The organism is Methanosarcina mangrovi, from assembly GCF_052057765.1.
Taxonomy (GTDB): Archaea; Halobacteriota; Methanosarcinia; order Methanosarcinales; family Methanosarcinaceae; genus Methanosarcina.
This window is the reverse complement of record NZ_CP195120.1, coordinates 4,164,640-4,190,018: the sequence shown is the minus strand read 5'-3', so window position 1 is coordinate 4,190,018 and position 25,379 is coordinate 4,164,640. Positions and strand designations below refer to the sequence as shown.

General features: G+C 46.4%; 9 protein-coding genes and 1 pseudogene. 6 read left to right on the top strand and 4 right to left on the bottom strand.

Translation table 11 applies throughout. The annotated features are described in order from the left end of the window. Positions 1-91 precede the first annotated feature (91 nt). Positions 92-325 (bottom strand): hypothetical protein, encoded by a 234-nt coding sequence (locus ACSAZL_RS18505; RefSeq protein ID WP_440946043.1) that lies wholly within the window; start codon positions 323-325, stop codon positions 92-94. Between the two features lie 502 nt (positions 326-827). Between ACSAZL_RS18505 and ACSAZL_RS18500 the strand changes: the two are divergent. Further along, positions 828-947 (top strand): annotated as a pseudogene (locus ACSAZL_RS18500) (Tn3 family transposase); the annotation flags it as partial. Positions 948-1,856: 909 nt separating this feature from the next. On the opposite strand, the gene ACSAZL_RS18495 reads toward ACSAZL_RS18500, so the two are convergent. After that, entirely contained in the window at positions 1,857-2,093 is a 237-nt protein-coding gene (locus tag ACSAZL_RS18495; protein ID WP_440946042.1) for a hypothetical protein, read from the bottom strand. Between the two features lie 169 nt (positions 2,094-2,262). Here ACSAZL_RS18495 and ACSAZL_RS18490 point away from each other — a divergent pair, with 169 nt between their 5' ends. The 5 genes from ACSAZL_RS18490 to ACSAZL_RS18470 all read left to right on the top strand — a co-directional run bounded on the left by ACSAZL_RS18490 (position 2,263) and on the right by ACSAZL_RS18470 (position 24,018). Then, positions 2,263-2,943, top strand: a complete 681-nt coding sequence (locus ACSAZL_RS18490) for a ZIP family metal transporter (RefSeq protein ID WP_440946041.1) — start codon at positions 2,263-2,265, stop codon at positions 2,941-2,943. A gap of 523 nt (positions 2,944-3,466) precedes the next feature. Beyond that, positions 3,467-7,780, top strand: a complete 4,314-nt coding sequence (locus ACSAZL_RS18485) for a cobaltochelatase subunit CobN (protein WP_440946040.1) — start codon at positions 3,467-3,469, stop codon at positions 7,778-7,780. 1,237 nt (positions 7,781-9,017) lie between these two features. Further along, entirely contained in the window at positions 9,018-14,078 is a 5,061-nt protein-coding gene (cobN, locus tag ACSAZL_RS18480) for a cobaltochelatase subunit CobN (RefSeq protein WP_440948901.1), read from the top strand. Between the two features lie 639 nt (positions 14,079-14,717). Continuing rightward, positions 14,718-19,268 carry a cobaltochelatase subunit CobN gene (cobN, locus tag ACSAZL_RS18475; RefSeq protein ID WP_440946039.1) on the top strand — a complete coding sequence of 1,517 codons (4,551 nt, stop codon included), beginning with the start codon at positions 14,718-14,720 and terminating at the stop codon, positions 19,266-19,268. 304 nt (positions 19,269-19,572) lie between these two features. Continuing rightward, positions 19,573-24,018, top strand: coding sequence for a cobaltochelatase subunit CobN (locus ACSAZL_RS18470; protein WP_440948900.1), 4,446 nt, complete (start codon positions 19,573-19,575; stop codon positions 24,016-24,018). A 149-nt stretch (positions 24,019-24,167) separates the two neighbouring features. Here the strand turns inward: ACSAZL_RS18470 and tsaA are convergent, their stop codons facing one another. Both tsaA and ACSAZL_RS18460 read right to left on the bottom strand, forming a co-directional pair. Beyond that, on the bottom strand, positions 24,168-24,596 hold the full coding sequence (gene tsaA / locus ACSAZL_RS18465) for a tRNA (N6-threonylcarbamoyladenosine(37)-N6)-methyltransferase TrmO (RefSeq protein WP_440946038.1): 429 nt from the start codon (positions 24,594-24,596) through the stop codon (positions 24,168-24,170). Beyond that, the gene (locus ACSAZL_RS18460) at positions 24,589-25,227 is read right to left on the bottom strand and encodes an FmdE family protein (RefSeq protein WP_440946037.1); all 639 of its coding nucleotides are present in this window, start codon (positions 25,225-25,227) and stop codon (positions 24,589-24,591) included. The genes tsaA and ACSAZL_RS18460 overlap by 8 nt, the downstream gene beginning before the upstream one ends. Between the last annotated feature and the right edge of the window lie 152 nt (positions 25,228-25,379).

The window sequence follows — 25,379 nt, the reverse complement described above, 5'->3', positions numbered from 1 at the left end:
TGTGCCTGTTTTGCAAGAATTTCATGCTCGTTTGGCATGAGTAAGGTCTTAAATTTCGGGTTGCAAGAGAAGGGGGAACTGCAGGAGCGGTTCAGGGTGGACCTCTGCCTGCAGGGACGCCGAACATGCAATTAAGTCTTGATAATTGCTGTGCTAGTATTGCAAACTCCTGTCCGAGGGCAACAGCAAGCATCGGATTAAAGCCGCCTCTGAGTCCATCAAGGTCGAGATCGATGTCTCCTTCTATAGTTACACTTTCAAGGGATAGTATTTGTACGTCTTTGAATTGTTCTGTCATTTCTGATAACTTAACTTTCTTTGTCATGCAAACATCACTTTATCCGTAAGTTTTCGTTTGATAGTGACTGTATAAATAAGTATAAATACAGATTTTACTATTCGACATGAAAGTAAAGGTTCTGTTGAAGAAATTCTGAAAGTTAACCACTCTAATCAGCCGGAGAAATGGTACATAAAGGTATTATTAATTATAGTCTTAAAGTGCGAGAAGAAAATTTTTGCAACGCAACCGAAATTTGGGACCCCAATGAGGGACTCCCACTTTGTTTCTATTCGGTTTCTATGTTTTTTCAATCCTTGAGGCAAAGTTCTGGAATGTTTTTCTTTTGGTGAAGTTTCTGGCTTATGTAGTTGATACTAATTTCTCAATACCTTCGCATTAGTTCTCAAGGCGGTAGTAATGCTCTGTCAAATTGTTTGACATCTTTACTTCCAAGCACTGTTTATAGAAGTTACTTCATATAAATTTAACAAAAATGATAACAAGTTTGAGCTTTATGAGTAAAATAAACACATTATAGGTATTTTTGACCAACCCCACCTATCTGGCCTTATCGGGCTTTGGCAAAACAGTCAAGACTGTTTTCCTCTGTAAATATTTGCACTCAGAAGAGTTACACCGGGAAATAAATGAAGGCCTGAATGTTAGGTCGTCCATCATTATGCGGTTGATGTTTTCATGATTAATTTTCCAGTGCTAGAAATTTCTTATGTTTCGTGCATCAAGCTTGCTATTAACCTTATTGAATTGCACAAAAGGCATGATGCACCACTAAAAGTGTTTCGGAAACAACATCAACTAACTAATAATATGAGAATTGCTTCTATTAATTGATTATAAATAATAAAAAAGAAAAAATTTTGGAGGTTTACAGGCAAGTCATTCCCTGAAGACCGCAGGTTTAAGGAGATATAAAATGGCAAATTACTCCTTAAAGACTGCAGATTTAAGGAGGATTCAAAATGGAACCTCATAAGACAAATCAAGTAAATTTGACTTGCTAGTAAATAAAACCACGTTTAAGTATATAAATATTTCATGATCATAAGGGCCTGTTTATAAAGAAAGAAAATAACAAAACAAGTAAAAACGAATAAGTTATTAAATGATGAAAACAAAAATAGTCTGAGATAAATAAAAGACTCCATTGCTTGGGAGATTATCAAATATGTCGCATTTAATAATTCCAAAATACGTTTTGGATGATATTAGCGGGTTCATACATGAGAATTATCATTACTCTTTGCCACACTCTTTGATTATTGCTCAAGCATTTTGTTTAAGGTTTAAAGATTATGGGAATGAATTTGGTGTATCTGAAATAACCGATGCCGTAGAATATGTAAGAAATCGTCAACAGGAAACGAGAGTAGTTAATCTGAACAAAAAAACGTTTGATCCTTGAAAACCTGCAAGATCTTCATTAAAATCGATATCCCGGTAAGTTCTATTTATGGTTCCGATTCCCCGTATCATGATAACAACATTTTAGGGATAAACATTGCTATTCAAGCAGATGAAAAATCAACTGCTAAAGTTCCATGATATTCAATTTTCAATTCAACCTTATCAGCATCTTAATATCCGTAGTTTTTTGTTTTCTTTCTTTAAACAATGTTTTGGCTTTCTCTGCTTGATTCCTGAAATCGGCAATACCATTTGTTGTCAGGTCTATTTCTCCGTTTGAAACGTTTTCAAATTTTATACCGTGGTGCATATCTAAAATCATCTTGCCAATGTACAGATTGTTGTAGGCATCAATATAATTTTCAATAATTCTGATATACGTCATATCTCATATTATCTCTTTTCTTGTATCCTGTAGTTAATACAATTTAATGGCGCATAAAATCAACGATGAATATTGCATGCATTTATCTCTGCAGAATATTGATTCCTTGATCTTTTTTTCTACATACTTTAAACCTTATCCCGCATATTCTCTTTCTTGGGAGAACTGCATGGGAGATGTAACAACTGCTTTTTTTCTTACAACATTTGCAGGAATTTCAACTGGCCTTGGCAGTCTTATAGCCTTTTTAGTGCCCAATTTGAAGTTTTCCTGGATGTCTACGCTGCTCGGTTTTGCAGCAGGGGCTATGATTTATATCTCATTCGTGGAACTACTTGCTGAGTCTGTTAGCACGGTGGGTTTTTTCCAGGCAAACGCTGCTTTTTTCCTGGGAATTTTCGGGATGTTTCTTCTGGACCGTATGGTCGGGCACATCTATATGGATACACTTCGTGGCGGGAACTCTTTTCCCATCGGGAACGCTTTTCCCATAAGTGAAAATAGCAATCTTCGAAAAACAGGCTTGTTAACGGCATTTGGGATTGCCATGCACAACTTTCCGGAAGGGATGACAGTGCTGGTTTCGGCCCTCAGTTCCACTTATCTGGGTTTTTCAGTTGCTGTAGCCATAGCAATCCATAACATCCCTGAAGGGGTTGCGGTTTCGATTCCTATTCTACTATGCCAGTGGCAGCCGGAAAAAAGCCTTTGCTTATTCTTTCTTTTCAGGGCTCACCGAACCCCTGGGCGCGGGGATCGGATATTTTCTTCTTTTCCGTTTCCTGACTCCGGAAACCCTTTTCCTCATGCTTGCTGCGGTCGGCGGGGTCATGGTTTTTATTTGTTTTGATGAACTGTTGCCAATCGCCATAAGGTATGGAAATGAGCATCTGACATTTTTGGGAGTATTTTCAGGGATGCTTGTGGTTGCTCTGAGCCTCTATCTTGTGCATTGAGATTTTTTTGATTCCTGGCTTGAATGTAAGGATAAGCATACCCTCAACAGAAAAGCGGTTGCTAAAGAATTGATTCTGATCTCTTGATTTGATTTAACTACGTTTCTTTCGGTCATTTTACCTTAATAGCTAATAATTGTAAGCCAAAAACCGCGTTTTATGTATTTTATTCCCTAATGCTCCGAATGTTGAAGATATAATCAGAATCGGCTGCTCATTCGTTTTTGGAGGTTCCGGGGTTGATTTATCTGTTTGAATCGAGAGCTTCCACTTTCACTTTAAAAACTTGACGGCTGTTTTCCTGTAAGTTCCTAAAATTAGCAAACTTTCGCTCAAAAATCAACTAGTAGGCCAGGCATCCTGGTTATTTTTCTACCGGGGTGCCGCAGGGTTCATGATAAATTGACTGGGGATAAGATGCGTACGGCACGAAGTAGATTATTGGTTTTATGTGCGGTTGTCCTTTTACTGCTTGCACAGAATGTATCGGCTGATGAAAATCAGGTAAATATTACTTTTATCTGTTATGACGGAAACGCTTTGAATGCGGCAGAGCAGTCCAATCCGTATAATGCAAGTATAAATGTAACGTATATTTCGGGTTATGCGGACTTTTCCAATGTCACTATCGAAAACCAGGATGTAATATTTACCTATATGTTATGGTCTCAATACCAGTATATCGGGGACGACCTTGAAAGGGCTCATGAAAACGGAACCGCACTCGTAGATATCACATCTGTGATGGACCCAACATACATCAACACCTCAAGTTACGACCTGCTCCTGTCGGGGACCAAGCCTTATAATTCTACTGAAGAAAAATACTTTTACAGCATGGGTCCGACAGGAATTTTGCTGAAAAATACTGAAAATTTCCTTATATATCTGGCAAAAACTTACGGAGATAAACCCGAGCTTACGGACAGCTGGGTTTACAATGATCCCATAGAATTTCCCGACGCTGCCCTCTATCATCCGGACGCCCGTTCATCTTTGAATGAGTCGGAACCTGACTGGTTTGAAAACACAACCGATTACCTTGACTGGTACTCCAATTCAACTGTAAATGAGTCTCACCACGTTTACGATAAGAACAAACCCACCATAGGGATCTGGTTCCATGCCTCCGATTATACGGCTGGTAACCTTGAAGTCATAGACTACCTTATCCGGGATCTTGAAAGCAAGGGCTGCAACGTAATTGCAGGTTTTGAAACTTTTAATGATATCCATAATTTTTACTTTGATGAAAATGGAGAACCTCTGGTCCAGTGCGTAATTTCTCTCAAGAGTTTCCGGTTGAATTACGAAGATCCTGATAAAGGAATAGAGGAACTTGAGGCCCTCGATGTCTCTGTCTTGAGAGGTATGGTTGTTTCAAATCCTGCCGAGTCCTCCGATACGGCTGACAGCAACAGGGGCATTCCCAACAGTGAGGTTGTGTACAAAACCCTGCTTCCGAGCATTGACGGAATTTTTGAGTATATTGTGATAGGGATCGATAACTATGATTCCGAAACCGGGGAAAGCAACTACGAACCTCTGCCTGACCAGGTCGACTGGATAGCAAATAGGGCGATAAACTGGGCAGACCTGAAGTTAAAGGATAACGAGGATAAGAAAGTTGCTGTTATCTATTACAACTACCCTTCCGGAAAAGACAACATAGGGGCAAGCTACCTTAATAGCACCCGGAGCATGCTGGACCTTCTCAATGCGATGAACGAAAGCGGGTACGAAGTCTCCGGAATCCCGGAAAACAGCAGCAAGCTTCTGGAAATGATGCAGGCACAGGGCATCAATGCCGGATCCTGGGCTCCGGGAGTTATGAACGAAATGGTAGTAAACAGGACGGAATGGGGCCTGCACCTTATACCCATGGAGACCTACAGGGAATGGTTTGAGTCGGAAATTCCGGAAGACCTGAGATCCGATGTAATAGAGGAATGGGGAGAGCCCTGGGCTGAAGACCTGCCCCAGAATAAGAGCCTCATGATCTATGAAAACGAGACAGGGCAGTATATTGTAATCCCTGCAGTGCGTTTCGGAAATGCCTGGCTCATGCCCCAGCCTGCCAGGGGCTTCCTGCAAAATGACGACACCCTCTATCACAGCAGCCTTGTACCTCCACCTCACCAGTACATAGCTTTCTACCTCTGGCTGAACCATGAGTGGCAACCCGATGCAGTAATCCACATGGGGACTCACGGTACGCATGAGTGGCTTCCGGGCTCTACCTACGGTATGAACAGGACTTCCGATTGGGCACCTTTACTGCTGCAGGACCTGCCAAACATCTATCCCTACATAGTTGCCAATGTGGGAGAGGGACTGACTGCCGAGTACAGGGGCAATGCCCTGATTATCGACCACCTCACTCCTACCCTTGAGCGCAGCGGACTTTACGGAGACCTGCTCAATCTCTCAATCAGTGTGGAGCAGTATTATGATCCTTCTATTTCTTCCCAAACAAAAGCAGCGTACCAGAAAGACATAGTCGACCAGATAATCGAACTTAACCTGGACGTTGACCTGGGAATAGAAAATGTGACCGAGCTTCAGGACTATGACGAAGAGGAGTTTACGGCTTTCGTAAAGAATGTCCTGCATGAGTATCTGGAAGATGTTGAGGGAGAAAACATTCCTTACGGGATGCATGTCCTTGGCCAGGTGCCCTCAACAAACCTGACAGATCCTGAGAAAGACGAACTCTCTGCAATGGTAAGGTCCATGCTAGGAGGAGATTTCGAGGAGAACATCACGGCTGCCTTCTATTCGGAGTCTGTTTACCCTCTAGGGATCCCATCGAATGATACGAGGGTTAACAGGCTTGTCTGGGAGGTAGTGACCAATAATACCGGAGTTACTGCGGCGCAGCTTGAGGTTTACGGGACAAGCAACAGTTCGGTTACCCTTGACCTTGAACGCGGGCTTGAGTACAGGAGCAGGCTTCTTGACTGCGATGTGGAGATTGACAGAGTCCTTTCAGCCTTAAACGGAGGCTTTATCCCTCCAGGTCCGGGTACGGACCCTGTTATGAACCCTGATGCGGTACCGACTGGACGGAACTTCTACGGCATCAACTCAAAGCTCTATCCTTCAAAGGCAACTTGGGAGCTCGGGAAATCCCTTGCAATCCAGCTGCTTGAGGACTACCACGATAAATATGGGGAATATCCGGAAAAGGTTTCGTTCTCAAGGTTCGGGGTAGAATTTATCCGCGACCACGGGACCCTGGAAGCCGAAGTGCTCTACATGCTCGGGGTGCAGCCTGTCTGGGACGAGTACGGTTATGTAATCGGGGTTGAGGCTATCCCGGAAGAAGAACTGCTGCCGAATTATGATTCTTCAAAGCCCGGGAGGCCGCGTATTGACATTGTCTATACAACCGCTGGCATGAGGGACGCTTTCCCGGATAAGATCAAAATGGTAGATCAAGCCGTAAAGCTTGCAAGTTCGCTTCCTTCGGTAAACTATCCCAACTACGTAAACCAGAGTTCGCTTGCGATCTACGATTCCCTGCTTGAGGCAGGATACGACAGTGAGACCGCAGCCAAGCTCTCTACAATGCGCTGCTTTGCGGTAATGGATGGGACCTATGAAATAGGGGTCTCAAACGCTATCGGTGCGAGTGGCAGCTGGGATAATGAAGAAACGATTGCAAACGTATACCTGGATAAGATGGGCTATGCTTACGGAGAAGATTTCTGGGGCATAAAATGCAGAGAACTCCTGGAGGGCAACCTGAAAAACGTAGAAGCCTCCGTGCATTCGGATTCTTCAAACCTTTACGACACTCTCGACAACGATGACTTCTTCCAGTATTTCGGAGGCCTTAACCTGGCAACGAGGTACGTAAGAGGAGACGGCAGAACTCCGGAAATGTACGTTTCGGATACCAGAGACCCCGATAATGCTCAGATGGTTGGAATGAAGGAGTACCTGAGCAAGAACCTGAGATCCAGGTATTTCAATGAGAAGTGGATTGAAGGGATGCAGGGCGCCGGATATTCGGGCGGCAGGCTGATGTCCGAGTTCGTGAACAACCTTTTCGGCTGGGAAGTCAGCGACCCCGACCTTGTGGACGATACGGTCTGGGAGCAGGTATACGAGACCTATGTCAATGATCCCTCCATGAAAGATTGGTTCAAACAGAATAACCCTGACGCTTACCAGTCCATAACTGCCAGGATGCTCGAAGCTGTCAGGCACGGTTACTGGACGCCATCGGATGAGATTATTGAGAGCCTTGCAACAGCATATGAAGAATCCGTGGCTGAAAACGGAGCTACATGCTGCCACCATACCTGCGGAAACCCCCTGCTTGACAAATTCGTCAGCGGGATTGTCTCTGTTCCCGGCTACTCCGAACAACTGGAAGCAGCAACCCAGGCCAAAACTCCGGAAACCACGGAAGAGACGCAGAGCAGTAAAAGCAGTAGCAACAGCCACAGTACCGGAAATGCTACCGTAGTCTCAAAAGAAAGTATATACAGCAACCAGACTACTCAGGATTCTGACGCCGGGTATGGTATGGATTCCCCGGAATCTTCTTCTCCTGAGAAATCCGCAGATTCCAATTATGTGGAAGGCTACGAGATGCAGAGGGACCCGGTTGAAGAAGAAAGTGGAGGCATGTCCTTCTCGGGGTCCGATATTGTCGGAGTTCTCTTCGTGATTGTGGCAGTGGGTGGAATTTACCTGGGAATGCGGAAAAAGAAGATGTAAAATTCGTATGGAGGAAAAGAACTTTTATTTGTGTTCTTTTCTTTTCACTTTTCTTTTCACTTTTCCTTTCACTTTTTCTTTTTATCTTTTCATTCTTTTTCAATTATTTTTTCCTTACACAAACATTATGATATTTTTTTGTTACCTTTCTGGATAATAATTCTTATCCGAAATCACAGGTTTTTATGCAAGTAAAGTAAACTTGAGCTAAAATTGTCAAATATACATTATCATTAAATGAGAAAAGTTGATACTTTCCAAGGCTACAGTTCTTTAAAATGTCTTCCAATTTCATAATCTGGATGATGTTTTCTTGCGGTATTACAAAGTAAAGTTTACTTTATTTATTTGGGAGATATGAAATTTTTTTCCCTCAAACCCGGGCTATCAGGTTTGCTGGTGAAATGTTTCAAACTGAACTTTTTAAAGTACTCCCCAAAAAGCATGCAGTTTCGAGATTGTACTCCGGTATCCTAACAGAACCGAACAATTATCTGGAGAAAAGGTTATGATAAAAAATTTGAAAAAAGGAACAATCCCTTTGAATAAAAAAATTAAAATTTACGGATTAGTTTTCTTGATGCTTTTTTTACTGGTTTCAACTGCTCAGGCATCTGAAAGTGATGATGTGCAGTATGAGCTGGTCGCAAATACGACCTGTGATGAAAACGGATATTATGTTTTTAATAATATCCCTGATGGTAACTATACTCTCGTTGCAACGAATTATTCTGATGATAAAAATATATGGTATACAGCCTCATTGAATATTACGGTGCACGGTACGGACCTGGTTGACCGGAATCTTCGGATAAACAGTAGCAATAATATTGATCCTTATTGGGTGCAGGATTTAATGAATAATTCTTCTGCTACGAATTATTCCGATTCGGGTTTTTCTGTTTCCGGAGTATCTTATGTCAGGAGTCTTGATTACCCGAGAATGAGTACTGTTATTTTGCTAAAAAGTACATCCGATGATGGATTTGTAAATCTTACATACATCTCTGATTCTTCCGACTCTGATTCCTCGGGTTCTGATTCTGACTCTTCCGGTTCTGACGACCCTGATCAAAATGAGACGGAATCTCAGGACTCAGAAGAAAATCAGGACTCTACATCCGGAGCTTTTTTCGAATTCTTTGGCAACACTGCAAGTGATGAGAACGGAGAATTCCTTTTCTCAGATATCCCGAATGGAGACTACCGGCTTTCTGCCGTAACATACAGTTCTTCCATGGGCGGGATGTGGCTTACCAATGAAAGTGAATTCAGCATTGAGGACGGTCAGCCAGTAAATATCACTTTTGCCATGAGAAGTGATGAGAGTATCGATTACGAAGAGATACTTGGCTACTTGAACAGGACTACTGTTTCCGGAAAGACTATAGGCAAGTCAGGGGATATCAAGGCTGGGACGGACCTTGTACTTACCACTCAGGACGAAGAATTCGTTGCCAACACTACGAGTGATGAAAATGGGGACTACCTTTTCCCAGATGTTCCGAATGGAGATTATCGGCTTTCTGCCGTAATATACAGTTCTTCCATGGGCGGGATGTGGCTTACCAATGAAAGCGAATTCAGCATTGAAGACGGCCAGCCTGTAAATCTCATTTTTACCATGAGAAGCGATGAGAGTATCGATTATGAAGAGATACTCGGATATCTTGACAGAACCACCATCTCTGGCCAGACTCTCAGCAAGTCAGGGGATATCAAGGCCGGGACCGATCTTGTCCTTACCACTCAGGAAGAAGAGTTCGTTGCCAACACTACAAGCGATGAGAATGGGGAATATGTCTTTTCAGATGTTCCGAATGGAGACTACCGGCTTTCTGCCGTAATATACAGTTCTTCCATGGGAGGAATGTGGCTTACCAATGAAAGCGAATTCAGCATTAAGGACGGCCAGCCGGCAAATATCACTTTTGCCATGAGAAGTAATGAAGATATCGACCATGAAGGGATACTCGGATATCTTGACAGAACTACCGTTTCCGGCCTGACTCTCAGCAAGTCAGGGGATATCAAGGCCGGAACCGACCTAGTACTCCTGAAAAAGACATCCGGCTCTTTGACTCAGGATTCGGATTCTTCAAATTCCGGCAGCGCTTCCCACCTCAATGTAGCTATAATCACGGGATACTCAAATTATGACCTTAAATTAAGTGCTCTTGCAGAAAGGATCAACGGCAACTCTTCCCTTAATATGAGTGTTTCCTATTACCTGCCTGCCACAAGTGGAGAGGATGTTGATCTCAGTGATACGGACATAATTTATATCAATATGTTCACAGACAGTGCCAGCAAACTTGATAATACCGTCAATGAAGCGATAGCAAACGGGGCCGTTGTCATAGGCTATAACACCTATCTGCCTGAAAGCATAGACAACTCTTCCCTTCCCTCTTCGTTTTCAGATATGGGAGAGTTCAAGGACTATCTTCAGGATTACTGGGTGTACGGGGCTACGAATGACGCAAACTTTGATAACCTGATCTTCTATCTGGCCCGGACGTTCTATGCCCGGGACGACCTTCAGGTCTCAGCCCCGGAAGGAGCTGCCAGCGCCATTTATCACCCGGGTATGGTTAACAGTTCTTATTTTACTGCCAATGCGAGTGAATACTTCGAATGGTATGGAAGCAGGAATGAAAGCGAACATTCTTTTGATGAAAACGCTCCCACGGTAGGGATACTGTTCTATCTCTCCTACTATCCTTCGGATATGCAGCCTATCGATGCGCTTATAGAGGAGTTTGAGTCCAGAAATGTGAATGTCATAGCGTGCTACGGGTCCAGCAAGGAATACGTTGACAAATTCCTCAATCATGACAGCTCTACAAAAGCTGACCTGATAGTCTCGACCACATACCGCAGCCAGTATTTTGATGTTGAAGAACTAGGAGTTCCGGTTATCAACTGCGTCCTCAACGGTTACATGAACCTTAGCGAATGGCAGAATGTCAGCGACCCCCTGACAAGTACCTATATGATCAGGCTGTACAGGCCCGAGACCTGGGGCTGGATCGACCCGATAATGATCGCCTCCAATGAGCTGGATAACGAGACAAATACTGAAGTGTACGTCCCTGTTGAAGCCCAGGTGGAATGGCTTGTTGACAGGGCGATTGCCCAGACCGAACTTTCCGGAAAGAGTGAATCCGATAAGAAAGTTGCAATCCTCTATTACAGCCACGGCTGCGGAAATGACAGCATAGGAGCTTCTTATCTTGAGGTTATCCCGAGTATTAACAATCTCCTTGAAGGGATGGCCGATGCTGGCTATGATATTGATAAGGATTCTATTCCTAATGAAAGCGAATTAACAAACCTGATGTTAAAACAGGGTACGAACATAGGGACCTGGGCTCCGGGAGAGCTTGAAAGGCTTGTCAGGTCAGGGGAAGTCGAACTTATTCCAGAATCAACATACCTTGAATGGTTTTCGGCGCTCCCTGAAGAGAGGCAGCAGGAAGTTCTCGAGACCTGGGGGCCCGCACCCGGAGAAATAATGGTCTATGAAGACGATTCAGGGGATAAATTCCTGGTAGTTCCGAAGGTTGAAGTCAGCAACAATGTAATCCTCGCTCCCCAGCCAACAAGAGGATGGCTTTCGGACAATGAAATTCTCTATCATGACGGGGACCTGCCTCCCCACCACCAGTACCTCGCATTCTACCTCTGGCTCCAGAATGAATACGGAGCCGATGCGATTGTAAATATGGGCCGCCACGGGACTATGGAATGGCTTCCCGGAAAAGAATTCTGCCTCTTCAGTGATGAGTGGCCTGCAATCGTTAGCGGAGACATCCCTATAATCTATCCCTATATCATGGACGGGATGGGTGAAGGAATGCAGGCAAAGCGCAGGGGCAATGCGGTGATTATAGACCACCTGATCCCGCCTGTTGTGCTTTCCGAAAGTTATGGGAATTACACCGAGTTGAGCAGCAAGATTTCCCAGTACCAGACCCTGCCCAGCGAATCCGAATTGAAAGAACTTCGCATGCAGGAAATCGTTAACCTCACCCTGGAACTTAGCCTTGACGAGTTTGTGAACGTAAGCCTGTCCGAGAGTGAGGATACGGAAGAAGAGTTCCTTGACGAGCTTGACGATATTCTGGAGGAACTTAAGACTACTTCCATGCCCTATGGGCTTCACATACTCGGGACCTCCCCTGAGGGAGAAAACCTCACACAGATGGTCTACTCGATGCTGGGAGACGAGTTTTCCGAAGAGGTGGCCGAATACAATAGTTCCGGAAACGCTTCTCTTGACCTTCTGGACCTTGTGCTCCTGCAGAACGTGAGTATTGAAGACGCCCAGATGCAGGTTCTCGGGAGCAGTTCCGAAGAAGTGACCGGTTACCTGAACACGGCTCAGGAATACGCAGAAAAACTCGGAGAAAGTAAAAATGAAATCCAGCAGGTCCTTAAGGCTCTGGACGGTGAATACATCGAACCGAATATTGGTGGAGACCCCATACTCCGGCCGGACGCGCTTCCTTCGGGGAGGAACTTCTACGCTTTTGACGAACAGCTTTCCCCCACGAAGCAGGCGTGGGAACTTGGTAAGGAAATGGCTAACCAGACAATCGAAGCCTACCAGGCCACACACGAAGGGCAGTATCCGAAGAAAATAGGCCTGATCCTCTGGGCTGGGGAATCTACCCGGAATGAGGGCGTAACCGAGGCTGAAATCTTCTATCTCCTGGGAGTAAAGCCGGTCTGGGACGACGACGGAGATGAGGTCATAGATGTCGAACTGATCAATTCTTCGGAACTGGGCAGGCCGCGCATTGACGTGCTTGTACAGATTTCGGGGCTCTACAGGGACACTTTCCCCCATAAAGTAGAGCTGATCGATAAAGCAGTCTACCTTGCTTACAACGACCCTGACAACCAGTACGGAAAAGATGAGGAAAGACCGACCCCGGAGTATATCTCCTATGACCCGGAAGAAAATACGAATTATGTCCGGGAGAATACCAATGACCTTTTCCTTGTCCTTAACGAGTCTTTAAAGAATGAGACCGCTTCAATGACCGTAGCCCTTCTGAGGGTTTTCGGGCCTGAGGACGGCACTTACGGGACCGGATTGTCAAATGTTGTTTCTGCAAGTAACTCCAGCACCAGTGAAATTGCCGAACTTTACATAGACAGGATGAGCTATGTTTATGGAGAATATGTATGGGGAGAAAGTATAGCCGATATAGTCTCGCAGTTCCAGGTAGACGGCAGTTCCCTTGATAATACGGACATTTTTAAGGCTAACCTTGGAGATGTCGAGGTTACCGTTATGAGCCGCAGTTCAAGTACCTACGGAATCCTGGATAATAGTGATGCTTTCGAGTATCTTGGCGGCCTTAACCTTGCAGTTTCCTCTGTTTCAGGCGAGTACCCCGATTCGTACATAATGAACCTGCAAAATCCGGGGGATGAAGAGATAGAAACCCTGAGTGAATATCTAACAAGGGAGATTATCACCCGCGTCCTGAACCCCAAATCCATTGAAGGTATGCTGGGAAGCGGTTTTGAAGGGGTGAGCCAGTTGGCGGATTATGTTGAAAACCTCTGGGGCTGGGAAAAGACAAACCCGGACCTGGTAAGTGACGATATCTGGAACAAGGTGTACGAAACCTATGTCGCCGATTCCGAACTCAATGCCGAGCTCAAAGCGACCAATTCCTATGCATACCAGTCTATCACGGCCAGGATGCTGGAAACTGCCCTGGAAGGCAACTGGGACGCTTCGGATGAGGTCCTCAAGAACCTTGCTACGGAGTACGCAGAATCCGTTGTAGAAAACGGAGTTGCCTGCTGCCACCATACATGTGGAAACCCGACCTTAAACAGCTATGTTGCAGGTCTGGTTTCAGTGCCCGGTTTCACCGAGGCTATTGAAAAGGCAACATCAAGCGAGGCTTCTCAGGATTCAAGTGAAAGCAGTAGCGGTAATAGTGGCGGTCACGGCACTGGAGAAGCTACTGTAGTCTCAAAAGATAGTACCTACAGCAACCAGACCTCAAAAACAAACTCCTGGGAATCGGACAGCAATCAGACCTCTCAGACTTCAGATGCAGGGTATGGTGTGGATTCTCCGGAAACTGCTCCTGAAATCAGGAACACTGCAGATTCCAATTACGTTGAGGGCTACGAGATGCAGAAAGAATCCGTAGAAAAAGCAGAAAATGGAGATTTCTCTTTTTCAGGGGCCGATATTGTCGGAATTCTCTTTGTGGTAGTAGCAATGGGCGGAATTTACCTGGGAATGCGGAGAAAGAAGATGTAAAACCCGGATTGAAGGAGAGCGCATTTCATTCTGTGCTTTTCTCTTTCCATTTTTTTAAAAAAGAATCTGAACCCGGTGTGTGATCCTGTCTTCTAATAATTTCCGGTTTGAATAAGTAATATTTCACTCTGTTCTCTGCACTATTTCACTCTGTTCCCTGCACCATTTCACTCTGTTCCCTGCACTATTTCACTCTGTTCCCTGCACTTTTTTGTTTATTGCATTTCTTGTTCTTTGTATTCTTTCCGTACTATTCTCCATTTTTTGTTATCTTCATAGCTAATAACTATTATCTAAAATCCCAGTTTTTTATGTAAGTAAAGTAAAATTGCGTTAAAATGCCCTGAAATTGTTTATGTTTTGAGGGGAACAGTCAATGATTTATTGAGGCGATAGGCATCCAAAACATTTACAAATTATTCGCATTCGAATGGTGTTTACCTTTCACAATTAAGTAAAGTTTACTTTAGTTGTTAATTTGCTGTGTATTTTGTTTTTCCTGTTGATCTGATTTGCCGTGTCGGCTGCTAAAAATTGAAAGCTGAAACGTCTGGATTTGCTGCAAATGGCGAACAGAAGCAGGATTTCAGTATGAGGTTTTCATAGCGCTAAAATAAATTATCTTCTGGAGTAGGGATTATGAAAGAATTGATAAATAACGAAATAGATCCTTTGAATAAAATAAAAGCTTCCGGATTAGCAATTTTAATCCTTTTAATGCTGTTTTCTGCTTCCCCTGCAGCTTGCAGTACGGACATTCAGTACGAAGTTGTCGCCAACACTACCAGTGATGCTGAAGGCAATTACGTGCTTTCCGGGATTCCGGACGGAAACTATACGCTTGTTGCTCTCTACAATGAGGACAAATGGCGTCGTGCTGACGAACAGGTCCAGGTCCGGGGTGCGGATCTTTCGGTGAATCTTGATACCTCAAGCAGGGATATCGATGCAAACGAATCCCAGGAGCTTCTTGACCTTAAGGGCAGCGGGGGTGACCTTACAGGCAGTGCTGTAATAAGCGGGCTCACTCGCCAGAAACAGATGAATGGAGATCCGATTCCGCTGGGTTTCACAGACGTTCTTTTGTTGAGGGAAGTGGCAACAGAAACTCAAGGGGACTCCGGCACCAGCACAGGCCAGCACCTGGATATTGCCGTTGTGACCGGATACCGGAGCCATGAGCTTCCTCTCAAAAACCTGATGGAAGAGGTCAACAGTAACAGCAGCCTGAACCTCACTTTCAGTTATTTTATGGCGGACTATGTGACGGAAAATGATGTTGACCTGAGCGGGATGGACATTATCTACATCAATATGCTAAGCCCCTCAACCGCCCAGAAGCTTACACCCACGGTGGACAGTGCGATTACTAACGGGTGTGTGGTTATTGATGACGACACCCTGCTAAACGAGAGTATTCCTCTTCCTGAAGACCGGATTGAGAGCTTCAGGGAAAAACTGAACAATTACTGGCTTAACGGGGCTTACGACCAGAGCAACCTGAAAAACCTTGTATTCTGCATTGCCAGCGACTGCTGCGGGAGGACCGACCTTCTGTATGAGGACCCGCACACGCTTCCCGAAAGGGCGATCTATCATACGAACATGACAGGGTACTTTACCGATTCTCTGGATGACTATCTTACCTGGTACTCAAACAGAAGTGACGGCGGGCATGTCTACGACCCGGCAAAGCCAACAGTTGCAATTACCATGTACCAGAGCTATTTCCCCTTCCAGATCGAGCCCATTGATGCCTTGATTTCGGAACTGGAAGCCAGGGACTATAATGTTATCGCCACTTACGGGTCTGATAGTCTTTCCTCCGGGGAGTTTTTCAAGCAGGGGGACGAAGTCCTTGTGGACGCCATCATCTCGTTTACGTATTTTAGCAATAAGTTTGATGCCGAGGAACTTGATGTGCCCGTAATCAACGGCATCGTTAACAATTACATGAACAGGACCGAGTATGAAGCCAGCAGCAGGCCGCTTCCTGCGGATAAGATGATGAAGATAGATTTGCAGGAGCTCTGGGGAGCTATCGACCCGGTAATAATGGCTGCAACGGAAGTAGACCCTGAGACCGAGACTGAAATGTCGGTTTCCATAGACTACCAGGTGGACTGGCTCATTGACCGCGTCGAAAGCTGGGTGAAGCTCGGGGAAATTCCCGAATCCGAAAAAAAAGTTGCTATAATTTATTATAACCACGGAGGGGGAAAGGACAACATAGGAGCTTCCTATCTTGATGTCGTCCCCAGCCTCTCCGGCCTGCTCGACGCTATGGATGCCGAAGGGTACGCCCTGAACGAAAACCAGGCCCCGAACGAGACCGAACTCCTTAACCTGATGCTGACCCAGGGCATAAACATAGGGACCTGGGCTCCCGGAGAACTCGAAAAGATGGTTGATACGGGCAAAGTCGTTCTCCTGCCTGAAAGCACCTATGAAAAATGGTTTTCGGAGCTTCCCGAAGAGAGGCAGCAGGAAGTCATTGACCAGTGGGGACCCGCTCCGGGGGAGATCATGGTCTGGGAAAACGAAAGTGGAAAATACCTTGTAATCCCCAGAATCGAGGTTGGGGAAAACGTGCTTCTGGCTCCCCAGCCTTCAAGAGGCTGGCTTGATGACAACGAGGCCCTTTACCACGATTCGGAACTGCCTCCCCACCACCAGTATATTGCGTTCTACCTCTGGCTCCAGCATTCCGAAGAGGAAGGCGGGTTTGGCAGTGATGCCCTCGTGCATTTCGGCAGGCACGGGACTCAGGAATGGCTTCCAGGAAAAGAGTTCGGGCTTACGCGCTACGACTGGCCTTCCCTGATGCTCGGGGACTTGCCTGTGATTTATCCTTATGTTATGGACGGGCTTGGAGAAGGCAATGAAGCAAAACGCAGAGGTGGAGCAGTTATAGTCGACCACCTTGTCCCTCCGATTGTTTCTGCCGGAAGCTATGGGGACTATGCAAACCTGAGCGAAGCGATCCTTAACTATGAACAGGCAGAAGCAGATGCCACCCTTAAAGCGGCTCACAGATCTGAAGTTTTAAACCTGACCCTGTCCCTTTCCCTGGACGATGAGTTCAACATGACCGAAGCGGAAAACAACGAGACTTACTTTGAGAATGTTTTCCTGGAAGGTCTTGAGGAACTGCTGGATGAGTACAAGAGCCAATCAATGCCTTACGGGCTGCACATCCTGGGCACAAGCCCGAAGGGGGAACAGCTTACGGGTATGGTAAATTCAATGCTCGGTACTGACTTTGCCGATTCGGTAAATGAATTCAACGAGACCGAAGGAGCCCAGCTCTATCTGCTGGACCTGGTCCTGAACCGGGGAGTCAATTCTACCGAGACGCAGATAGAGGTTCTCGGGACAGAGAATGAAACCGTCAGTACCTTCCTTTCCAGTGCGGAAGAATATGCTGCAAACCTGGCTCTTGGGGAAGAGGAAATTCAGCAAGTCCTCAATGCACTTGACGGCAGGTTCATTCCCGGAAATCCGGGAGGCGACCCTGTCAGGAACCCCGAGGCTCTGCCTTCCGGAAGAAACTTCTATGCTTTTGACCAGCGGATAGTGCCAACAGAAGCTGCCTGGGCACTCGGGCAGGAGATGGCTGACCAGGTGCTTGAAGCCTATGTTGCCGAGCACGGGACCTACCCGAAAAAGGTAGCTTACATTCTCTGGGCCGGGGAGACCACAAGGCACGAAGGAGTCATGGAGGCAGAGATCCTCTACCTGCTCGGAGTCAAGCCTGTGTGGAAAAGCGGCAGGGTAGTTGATGTGGAAGCAATCCCCATGGAGACTCTGGGAAGGCCCAGAATTGACGTCGTGATCCAGATCTCGGGCCTTTACAGGGACATGTACCCTGACAAGGTGCACCTGCTGGACAAAGCCGTAAAACTGGCTTATGCCCAGGAAGACTCTCCCAACTATGTCCGGGAAAATGCCGAAGCCCTTAAAGCTTCGCTGATGAGTGAGGGTTCCCTTAATGAAACCGAGGCTCTGGACCTGGCCCTGCTCAGGATTTTCGGGGCTGCGGACGGGGACTATGGCACGGGGCTCCCCAATGCGATCGCTGCAAGTGATACCTGGGAGAGTAATGATGCGCTTGCAGAACTTTATCTAAGCAAGATGTGCAACGCCTACGGAGAAGACGTCTGGGGTGAAAACCTGAGGGATCTTTTCGAAAAGAACCTTGAGGGAGTAGAAGCCACAGTGCACAGCCGGAGCACAAACCTTTACGGGACTCTGGACAATGACGATTTCTTCCAGTACCTCGGAGGGCTGAATCTCGCAATCAGCTCCGTTTCGGGAGGAAAGTACCCTGACTCCTTTATCACGAACATGCTGACCGGAGGAGACGAAAAGGTCGAAACTCTGGAAGAGTTCCTCACAAGGGAAACTTATTCCCGCTATTTCAACCCGAAGTGGATCGAAGGCATGCAGGGGAACGGCTATGCAGGAGCCAGGGAAATGGCGGATTTCATTGAAAACCTCTGGGGCTGGGAAGCCACAAACCCGGACCTGATCAGTGAAGATGTGTGGAACCAGGTGTATCGGACTTACATGGCAGACCGGGAACTCAGCGAATGGATCAGGCAGAACAACCCCTATGCTTACCAGTCCATGACTGCCCGGATGCTTGAGACTGCCCGAAAGGGCAACTGGGATGCATCGGACGAGACCCTCGAAAGCCTTGCTGCAGATTACGCGGAGTCCGTTGTCGAAGACGGGGTCACCTGCTGCCACCACACCTGCGGGAACTCTCTCCTTAACAGGTACGTATCGGGTCTGGTCTCTGTTCCAGGTTTTACCGAGGCAATCGAAGAGGCTACGCAGGAATCCCTTGAGCAGGAAGAAACTGAAAAGCACAGCAGCAAAGGTCGCCAGACAAGTGTTGCCGAAAAACTCAACCAGACTGCGAAACCAAGCCCCGAGGAGTCTGCCAGCAACCAGACTGTCCGGAATTCCGATGCCGGGTATGGCGTTGATTCTCCCGAACCTGCTCCTGAGGTCCGAACGGCGGGTAGCCCCGATTATGTGGAGGGCTATGAGATGCAGAAAGAAGCTGTTGAAAATGAGGAAGGAGGAAACATGTCCTTCTCGGGTGCGGACATTTTCGGGACTCTTTTTGTGGTTGCGGCGGCCGGAGGAATTTACCTGGGCATGCGGAAGAAGAAAATGTAAATTCCGGCAGGTATGGGCCCGGTGAATGCCAGGAAAGTGGTGTATTATCATGCCTTATCCGCCACTTTCTGTCCATTTTAAAGGCCAAATCTAATAGAAAAAACACTCAAAAATATATTATTCATTTTATGTTTTTTCCTTAAAAAAATCCCAAATTTAGAAAAGAATTGAAGATCAGCCCGTGCCTCCGTTTCCACACACAGGCACGGACTGCATACCACAGGTGTTTGATATGATTGAAAACAGATGTATCTCTATTCAAAAAAACTTTTGTATAAAATTCTTAACTTCGGTATTGCTTTTAATGCTCTTAAGCTCGCTGATATCGACAGCTGCGGCAGCGGAAAATACATTCAGTTTCGTGCTGGGAGCGGAGAACAACACGGAGGCACTTGAAGCCGTGCTTGCCGAAGGCGATCCGGGAGTAACTATAAATCTCTATAATGCCACCGAAGCAAATTCCACGGACTTCAGTTCGGCAAAGGTGCTTTTTCTTGCTTCCCTTGATGAGGAGACCCTCGCAAACATTAACAATACGCTGAACCAGAGTGCGCACATCGTTTCTTATGACCTTCCCGAAGGGTTTGACCTGGGGAACTCAAACGACCCGAATATGACGGAGCTCTGGGAAACCGGAGGGTACCACAACATAAAAACGCTCATACGATACATGAACGACACGTTTTACGGGGGTGGCGTTCAGGCTCCGGAAAAGCTTGAAGTTGCTTTTGTCTTTTCCAGGGAAAGTGCCGTACTGACGATGGATAAAGTGGCTCTTGACCCGGAGCTCTCCGGGGTCATTAATATCAGTACGTACTTCGGGCGTTCCAATGAGGACCTGAGCTTCGATCTGAGCGACAAGGACATTGTAATAATGAGAAACCTTGATGCCCAGGTAATAGAAACTATCTCTCCTACCGTCAATCAGGCAAAAGCCAACGGGGCTTATATTATCAGTTTGGGAGACCTGATTCAGTCTTACAACCTGCACAATGTCAACCTCTCAGACCCGAATTATGCTGATATTACTGAATATTTCACATACGATTCGGAAGAAAACTTCAAACGGCTTGCTACGTTTATAGGCGTTAAGTTCGCAGACAGGTATGACGTGATCGAAGAGCCCGTTTCGCGTCCTTTATACGGGCTTTACCACCCCGATGCCCCGGAAATCTATTCCTCTGCCGGCGATTACCTTGACTGGTACCTTAACAGAGGCGATGGTGGGCATGTTTATGACACTGCAAAGCCTACAGTGGGGATTATCTCGGATAGTTTCACGTACATTGACACCAGGGATGCACCGCTTGTGGAGGTTCTTGTCGATTCCTTCGAATCCCGGGGCTGCAATGTGGTTGTTGCTACTTATTCATATAAAGACGAAGGCTCCAGAGACTACTTAATGATGAACGGGAGCTGTATTGCAGACAGTGTGGTCATAATTTCCCGGGGTTCTCGCTTCAACTATGCCGATTCCGAGCAGGGAATCGAGGACCTTAAGACCTGGAATGTGATCCCCCTGAATGGAATCCGCCTTTTCTACGATGTGAGTGCGGAGGAATGGGAAAACTCCTCTCACGGGGTCGGGCCCGAGCAAACTTACCAGCTTTCGGCTGCGGAGATGGACGGGATCATAGAGCCCATAGTAATCGGTTGCAAGGACCCGTCCATTGGGGATTCGGTTTACTATCCGATCGACTACCAGGTGGAATGGCTGGTAAACAGGACAATTTCCTGGACCGAGCTCCACCGCAAATCAAATTCCGAAAAGAAGATCGTAATCCCCTATTATGCCGCAGAAGCCGGGAAAGCTGAAATCGGAGCTGACATTGACTACTACCTGGACGCCCAGGCAAGCCTTGCAAACCTCCTTTTGGCAATGAAGGAAAGAGGATACAACCTCGGAAATGACAGCCTTCCGGACAGAGACGAACTTGCCGAAATCATGACGGAAAGAGGACATAATGTGGGGGTCTGGGCTCCCGGAGTTCTTGATTCCCTTGTTGAAAACGGGGATGTTATCCTCATTCCCGAAGCCAGGTATCTTGAATGGTTCGAAGCTCTCCCTGAAGAGAAGCAGGCTGAGATGGAAGATATCTGGGGACCTGCTCCCGGAAAGATCATGGTCTGGGAAAACGAGACCGGAAAGTATCTCGTAATTCCGAAGATCGAATACGGCAATGTGCTGCTTGCTCCCGATCCTATGTGGGGCTGGGACCAGGACGAGTCCGTGACCTACTATGACGGTTCGATCCCTCCGACTCACCAGTGCCTGGCTTTTTACAAGTACATGGGAGAGGAATACGGGGCAGATGCTCTTTTCACGATTTTTTCCAGTGTAGAGATGATGCCCGGAAAAGAATCAGGGCTTTCCTCAAAGGACTGGGGTGCAATTCTCCTGCAGGACATGCCTATGGTTCATGTACTTCCTATGGATGCCGAAGGGATTTTTGACAGGCGCAGGGCAAACATGCTGATTGTTGACTTCCTGACCCCCACGATCGTTCCTTCCGGGCTTTACGGGAACCTGACGCTGCTTCAGCAGGATATCGGCCTGTTCGAACAGGCAGCTGACCCGGCAGTTAAGGCCGAGTACAGAGAGCTCATCCTTAATACTACCCGTGAGCTTGACCTTGACACTGACCTGGGAGTGGATCTTGAAAGCATTGCCGGAAATGAAACAAAAACCGATGCCTTCATCGAGGACCTGGACGCTTATCTCGGAGAACTGAAGACTGTCTACATGCCTTACGGTTCGCATACCCTGAGTGAGCCCCCGACAGGGGAAAGCCTGGTCGCAATGGTAGAAGCAATGCTCGGGGATGATTTCAAAGCCCATGTTGAGGAGACAAACTCTACGGAAGGGCTGACGACGGAACTTCTCAACGAGACTATACTTTCCGGAAGGACAGCCGAGGAAGCCCAGAACCTGGTGCTGGGTACGACTTCGGAGAATATAAGCTCCGACCTCGAACTTGCCCTTGAGTATACGGAGAGAATCAATGCCTGTACCATTGAGATCCCGCGCATTCTCGATGCTCTGGAAGGGAAATATATCCCTCCGGGGCCTGCGGGAGATCCTGTCAGGAATCCGGACGCTCTTCCGACCGGAAGAAACCTCTGCACCTTTGATGACCGTTTGGTGCCTACTAAGGCTGCCTGGAATGTGGGAGTCGAACTCGGAAACGAACTTCTCGAACAGCGCCTTGCTGAAAATGGCACCTATCCTGAAAAAGTCTCTTTCCTGCTCTGGTCTATTGAGACATCAAGGAACCAGGGAACGATGGAGTCCGAGATTTTCTACCTTCTTGGCGTGAAGCCTGTATGGGACAGCAAAGGGCGGGTACAGGATGTGGAACTGATCGATTCGGATGAACTCGGAAGGCAAAGAATAGATGTTCTGGTCACGACTTCAGGGTCCTATCGCGATATGTACGCAAGCCGGCTCCAGTTGATCGATAGGGCGGTCAAACTTGCAGCAAATGCTCCGGATAATGAAACTTATCCTAACTATGTAAAGCAAAACTCCAGGAAGATTGAGGAGGCTTTGCTGGCTGCCGGGTATGATCAGGAAACCGCTGAGAATCTTTCCACATCTCGTATTTTCTGTCCGCCACCCGGTTCGTATACTCCGGGAATCGAAAATGCCATTTCCGGAGCTGACTGGGAAGATAGGGAAGATATCGCAGATCTCTATATCGACCGTATGGGATATGTCTACGGGGAAAACATCTGGGGAGAACAGTATACGGATGTCTTCCGGGAAAACCTCGCTGATGTGGAAGTCGGGGTCTTCAGCCGGACTTCCAATGTTTACGGGGTGCTCGAACACCCGATGGTTGCAGCTTATTTCGGAGGACTTTCCATGGCAGTGGAAAGTGTTAGAGGCAGCAGTCCCGATCTGTACATCAATAACCTGCGTAGCTCCGGACAGGAAGGCGTGGAGACCCTGCAGCATTTCTTGAGCCGGGACCTCCGTTCTCGTTATATGAACCCCACATGGATCGAAGGCATGATGCAGGACGGGTACGACGGGACACGTTATATGAATGCCTTTGTAGAGAATATGCGGGTCTGGGAAGTTGCTACCCCCGATCTGGTTACGGAGGACATGTGGAACGAAGTCTACAAAACCTATTTCCAGGACCAGTATTATCTGGAGGTTACCGAACACCTGAAAAATACGAACCCTTATGCCTATCAGTCAATTGCCCTGAACCTTATCGAATCCGTAAGGAGGGGAGACTGGAATCCTCCTGAAGAAGTCCTGGAAGAGCTTGCCAGGGAATATGCGGAATCCGTGGTAGAAGACGGGGTCACATGCTGTCACCACACCTGTGGAAACCCCACTCTCAACAGCTATGTTGCAGGCCTGGTTTCAGTCCCAGGTTTCACCGAAGCAATTGAAAAGGCTACACAGGAATCTCTTGAGCAGGAAGTATCTGAAAAGCACAGTAGTAGTGGGAACAAGGGGAGTTCGACACCTGTGATTCGGGGTTCTGAGAGCAGCAATCAGACTGTTATGGAGGAGGATGCAGGATACGGGGTTGATTCTCCCGAACCTGCACCCGAAGTCTCAAGATCTTCTGCCGATCCTGATTATGTTGAAGGCTATGAAATGACGCAGGAGACTGTTGAAAATGAGGATGCAGGAAATATGTCTTTCTCGGGTGCAGATATTTTAGGAACTCTTTTTGTACTTGTGGCAGCCGGAGGAATTTATCTGGGGGTGAGGAAGAAGAAATTGTAAATGAAATTTGAAAGGGGTTTAATCCCCCTTTTCATCTAAAAAAAGACTTTTGATTTACCGTTTTTGAGTTACCGTTTTTGATTTATCGATTTTGATTCGTCAATTTTGGTTTTCCAATTTGTATTACTTTATTGTTCTTTTTCGGTTCGTTATTCTTCATCCTTTTCTTCAATCTTTCTTATATAGGGCTTAATATCCAGTACAGGGGTTCCGTTGATGGCATCAAGACCTTTTACATGGAGCACGTTGCCTTCGACTTTCAAGAGCTCTACAATAGTCAACCCTATCCCATTAGGTCGGAATGGGCTTCGGCTTGCAAAAACCCCTGACATCTCTCCATCATAGCGGCGGCGGTGGATAAGTTTATACCCTTCTGATTTACTAAAGTAAAATAGGATATAGAGTTTTTCAAGCTCATCTACTCTGTAAAGCCCGTCCACAAGGTCTTTATTAAGAATAATTTTTGAGACCTTTCCGTAGATCTCTTCGTTGTACCCCGGTTCAAGGTAGTCATTCTCAACATAGCCTATAGGGGTAAACTCGACTTTTTCAGGTTTCATTTCCGTATTTTCACTCATTTTTTGCCTCAAAACAGGAGATGCAGACTATTTCTCCGTTTTTAACCCTTCCCAGGGGCTCCATAAAGCCTTCTCCACATTTGCTGCATATTACGGTGGGGTAGATTATGGCTTTCTCAGGAGGCTCGATTTCAATTTCAGTGACCCAGAAAAGTTCTTCTGCCGGCATATCCAGAATTCTCTGACTTTTTGCTTCGTGTGAAGTCCTAAACTCTTCTGCTTCTTCAGAGCTTGCAGTTCCTGCTCTCAGTTTTGCGAAGAGTGCCGTGTGCCTGTCGTCCTGGGGGAGAGCATCCGGTTTCATGGAAATTCTGAGGGCTTTTTTGTCTCCTCTCTTGAAAAACGTATACACATGCTTTCCGTGTTCTTTAAAGATGAGATTCCCTTTCCCGCAGGTGCAGCCATTGATCGCCTGAATCGCATCCACTGAACATGACCTGTTTTCCACAATTGCGACCAGTTCTTCGTCTTTGCTCCTGTCCTTGAAACGGTCGGCAGCCAGTGTCGCCACTCTATATCCTATGGAAAGGCCCGGGCAGACATGTCCGTGGAACTTTACAGCAGTATCGAAATTAGCGTTATTGAATTCCAGGTTTTCAGCTCCTACTTTAATTACTTTTCCTGATATCAAGGATTAATTTAATTAATCAGTTTAATATTCTCTGACCATTATTTATAAATTCTGTATTTCATTGATATTACAAAAAAAGTATGAAGTATTAATTGCAGGGCAATCCCATGCATTGTTTTAACAGCTGCAAAGGTGGATACACTCCTTTTTTC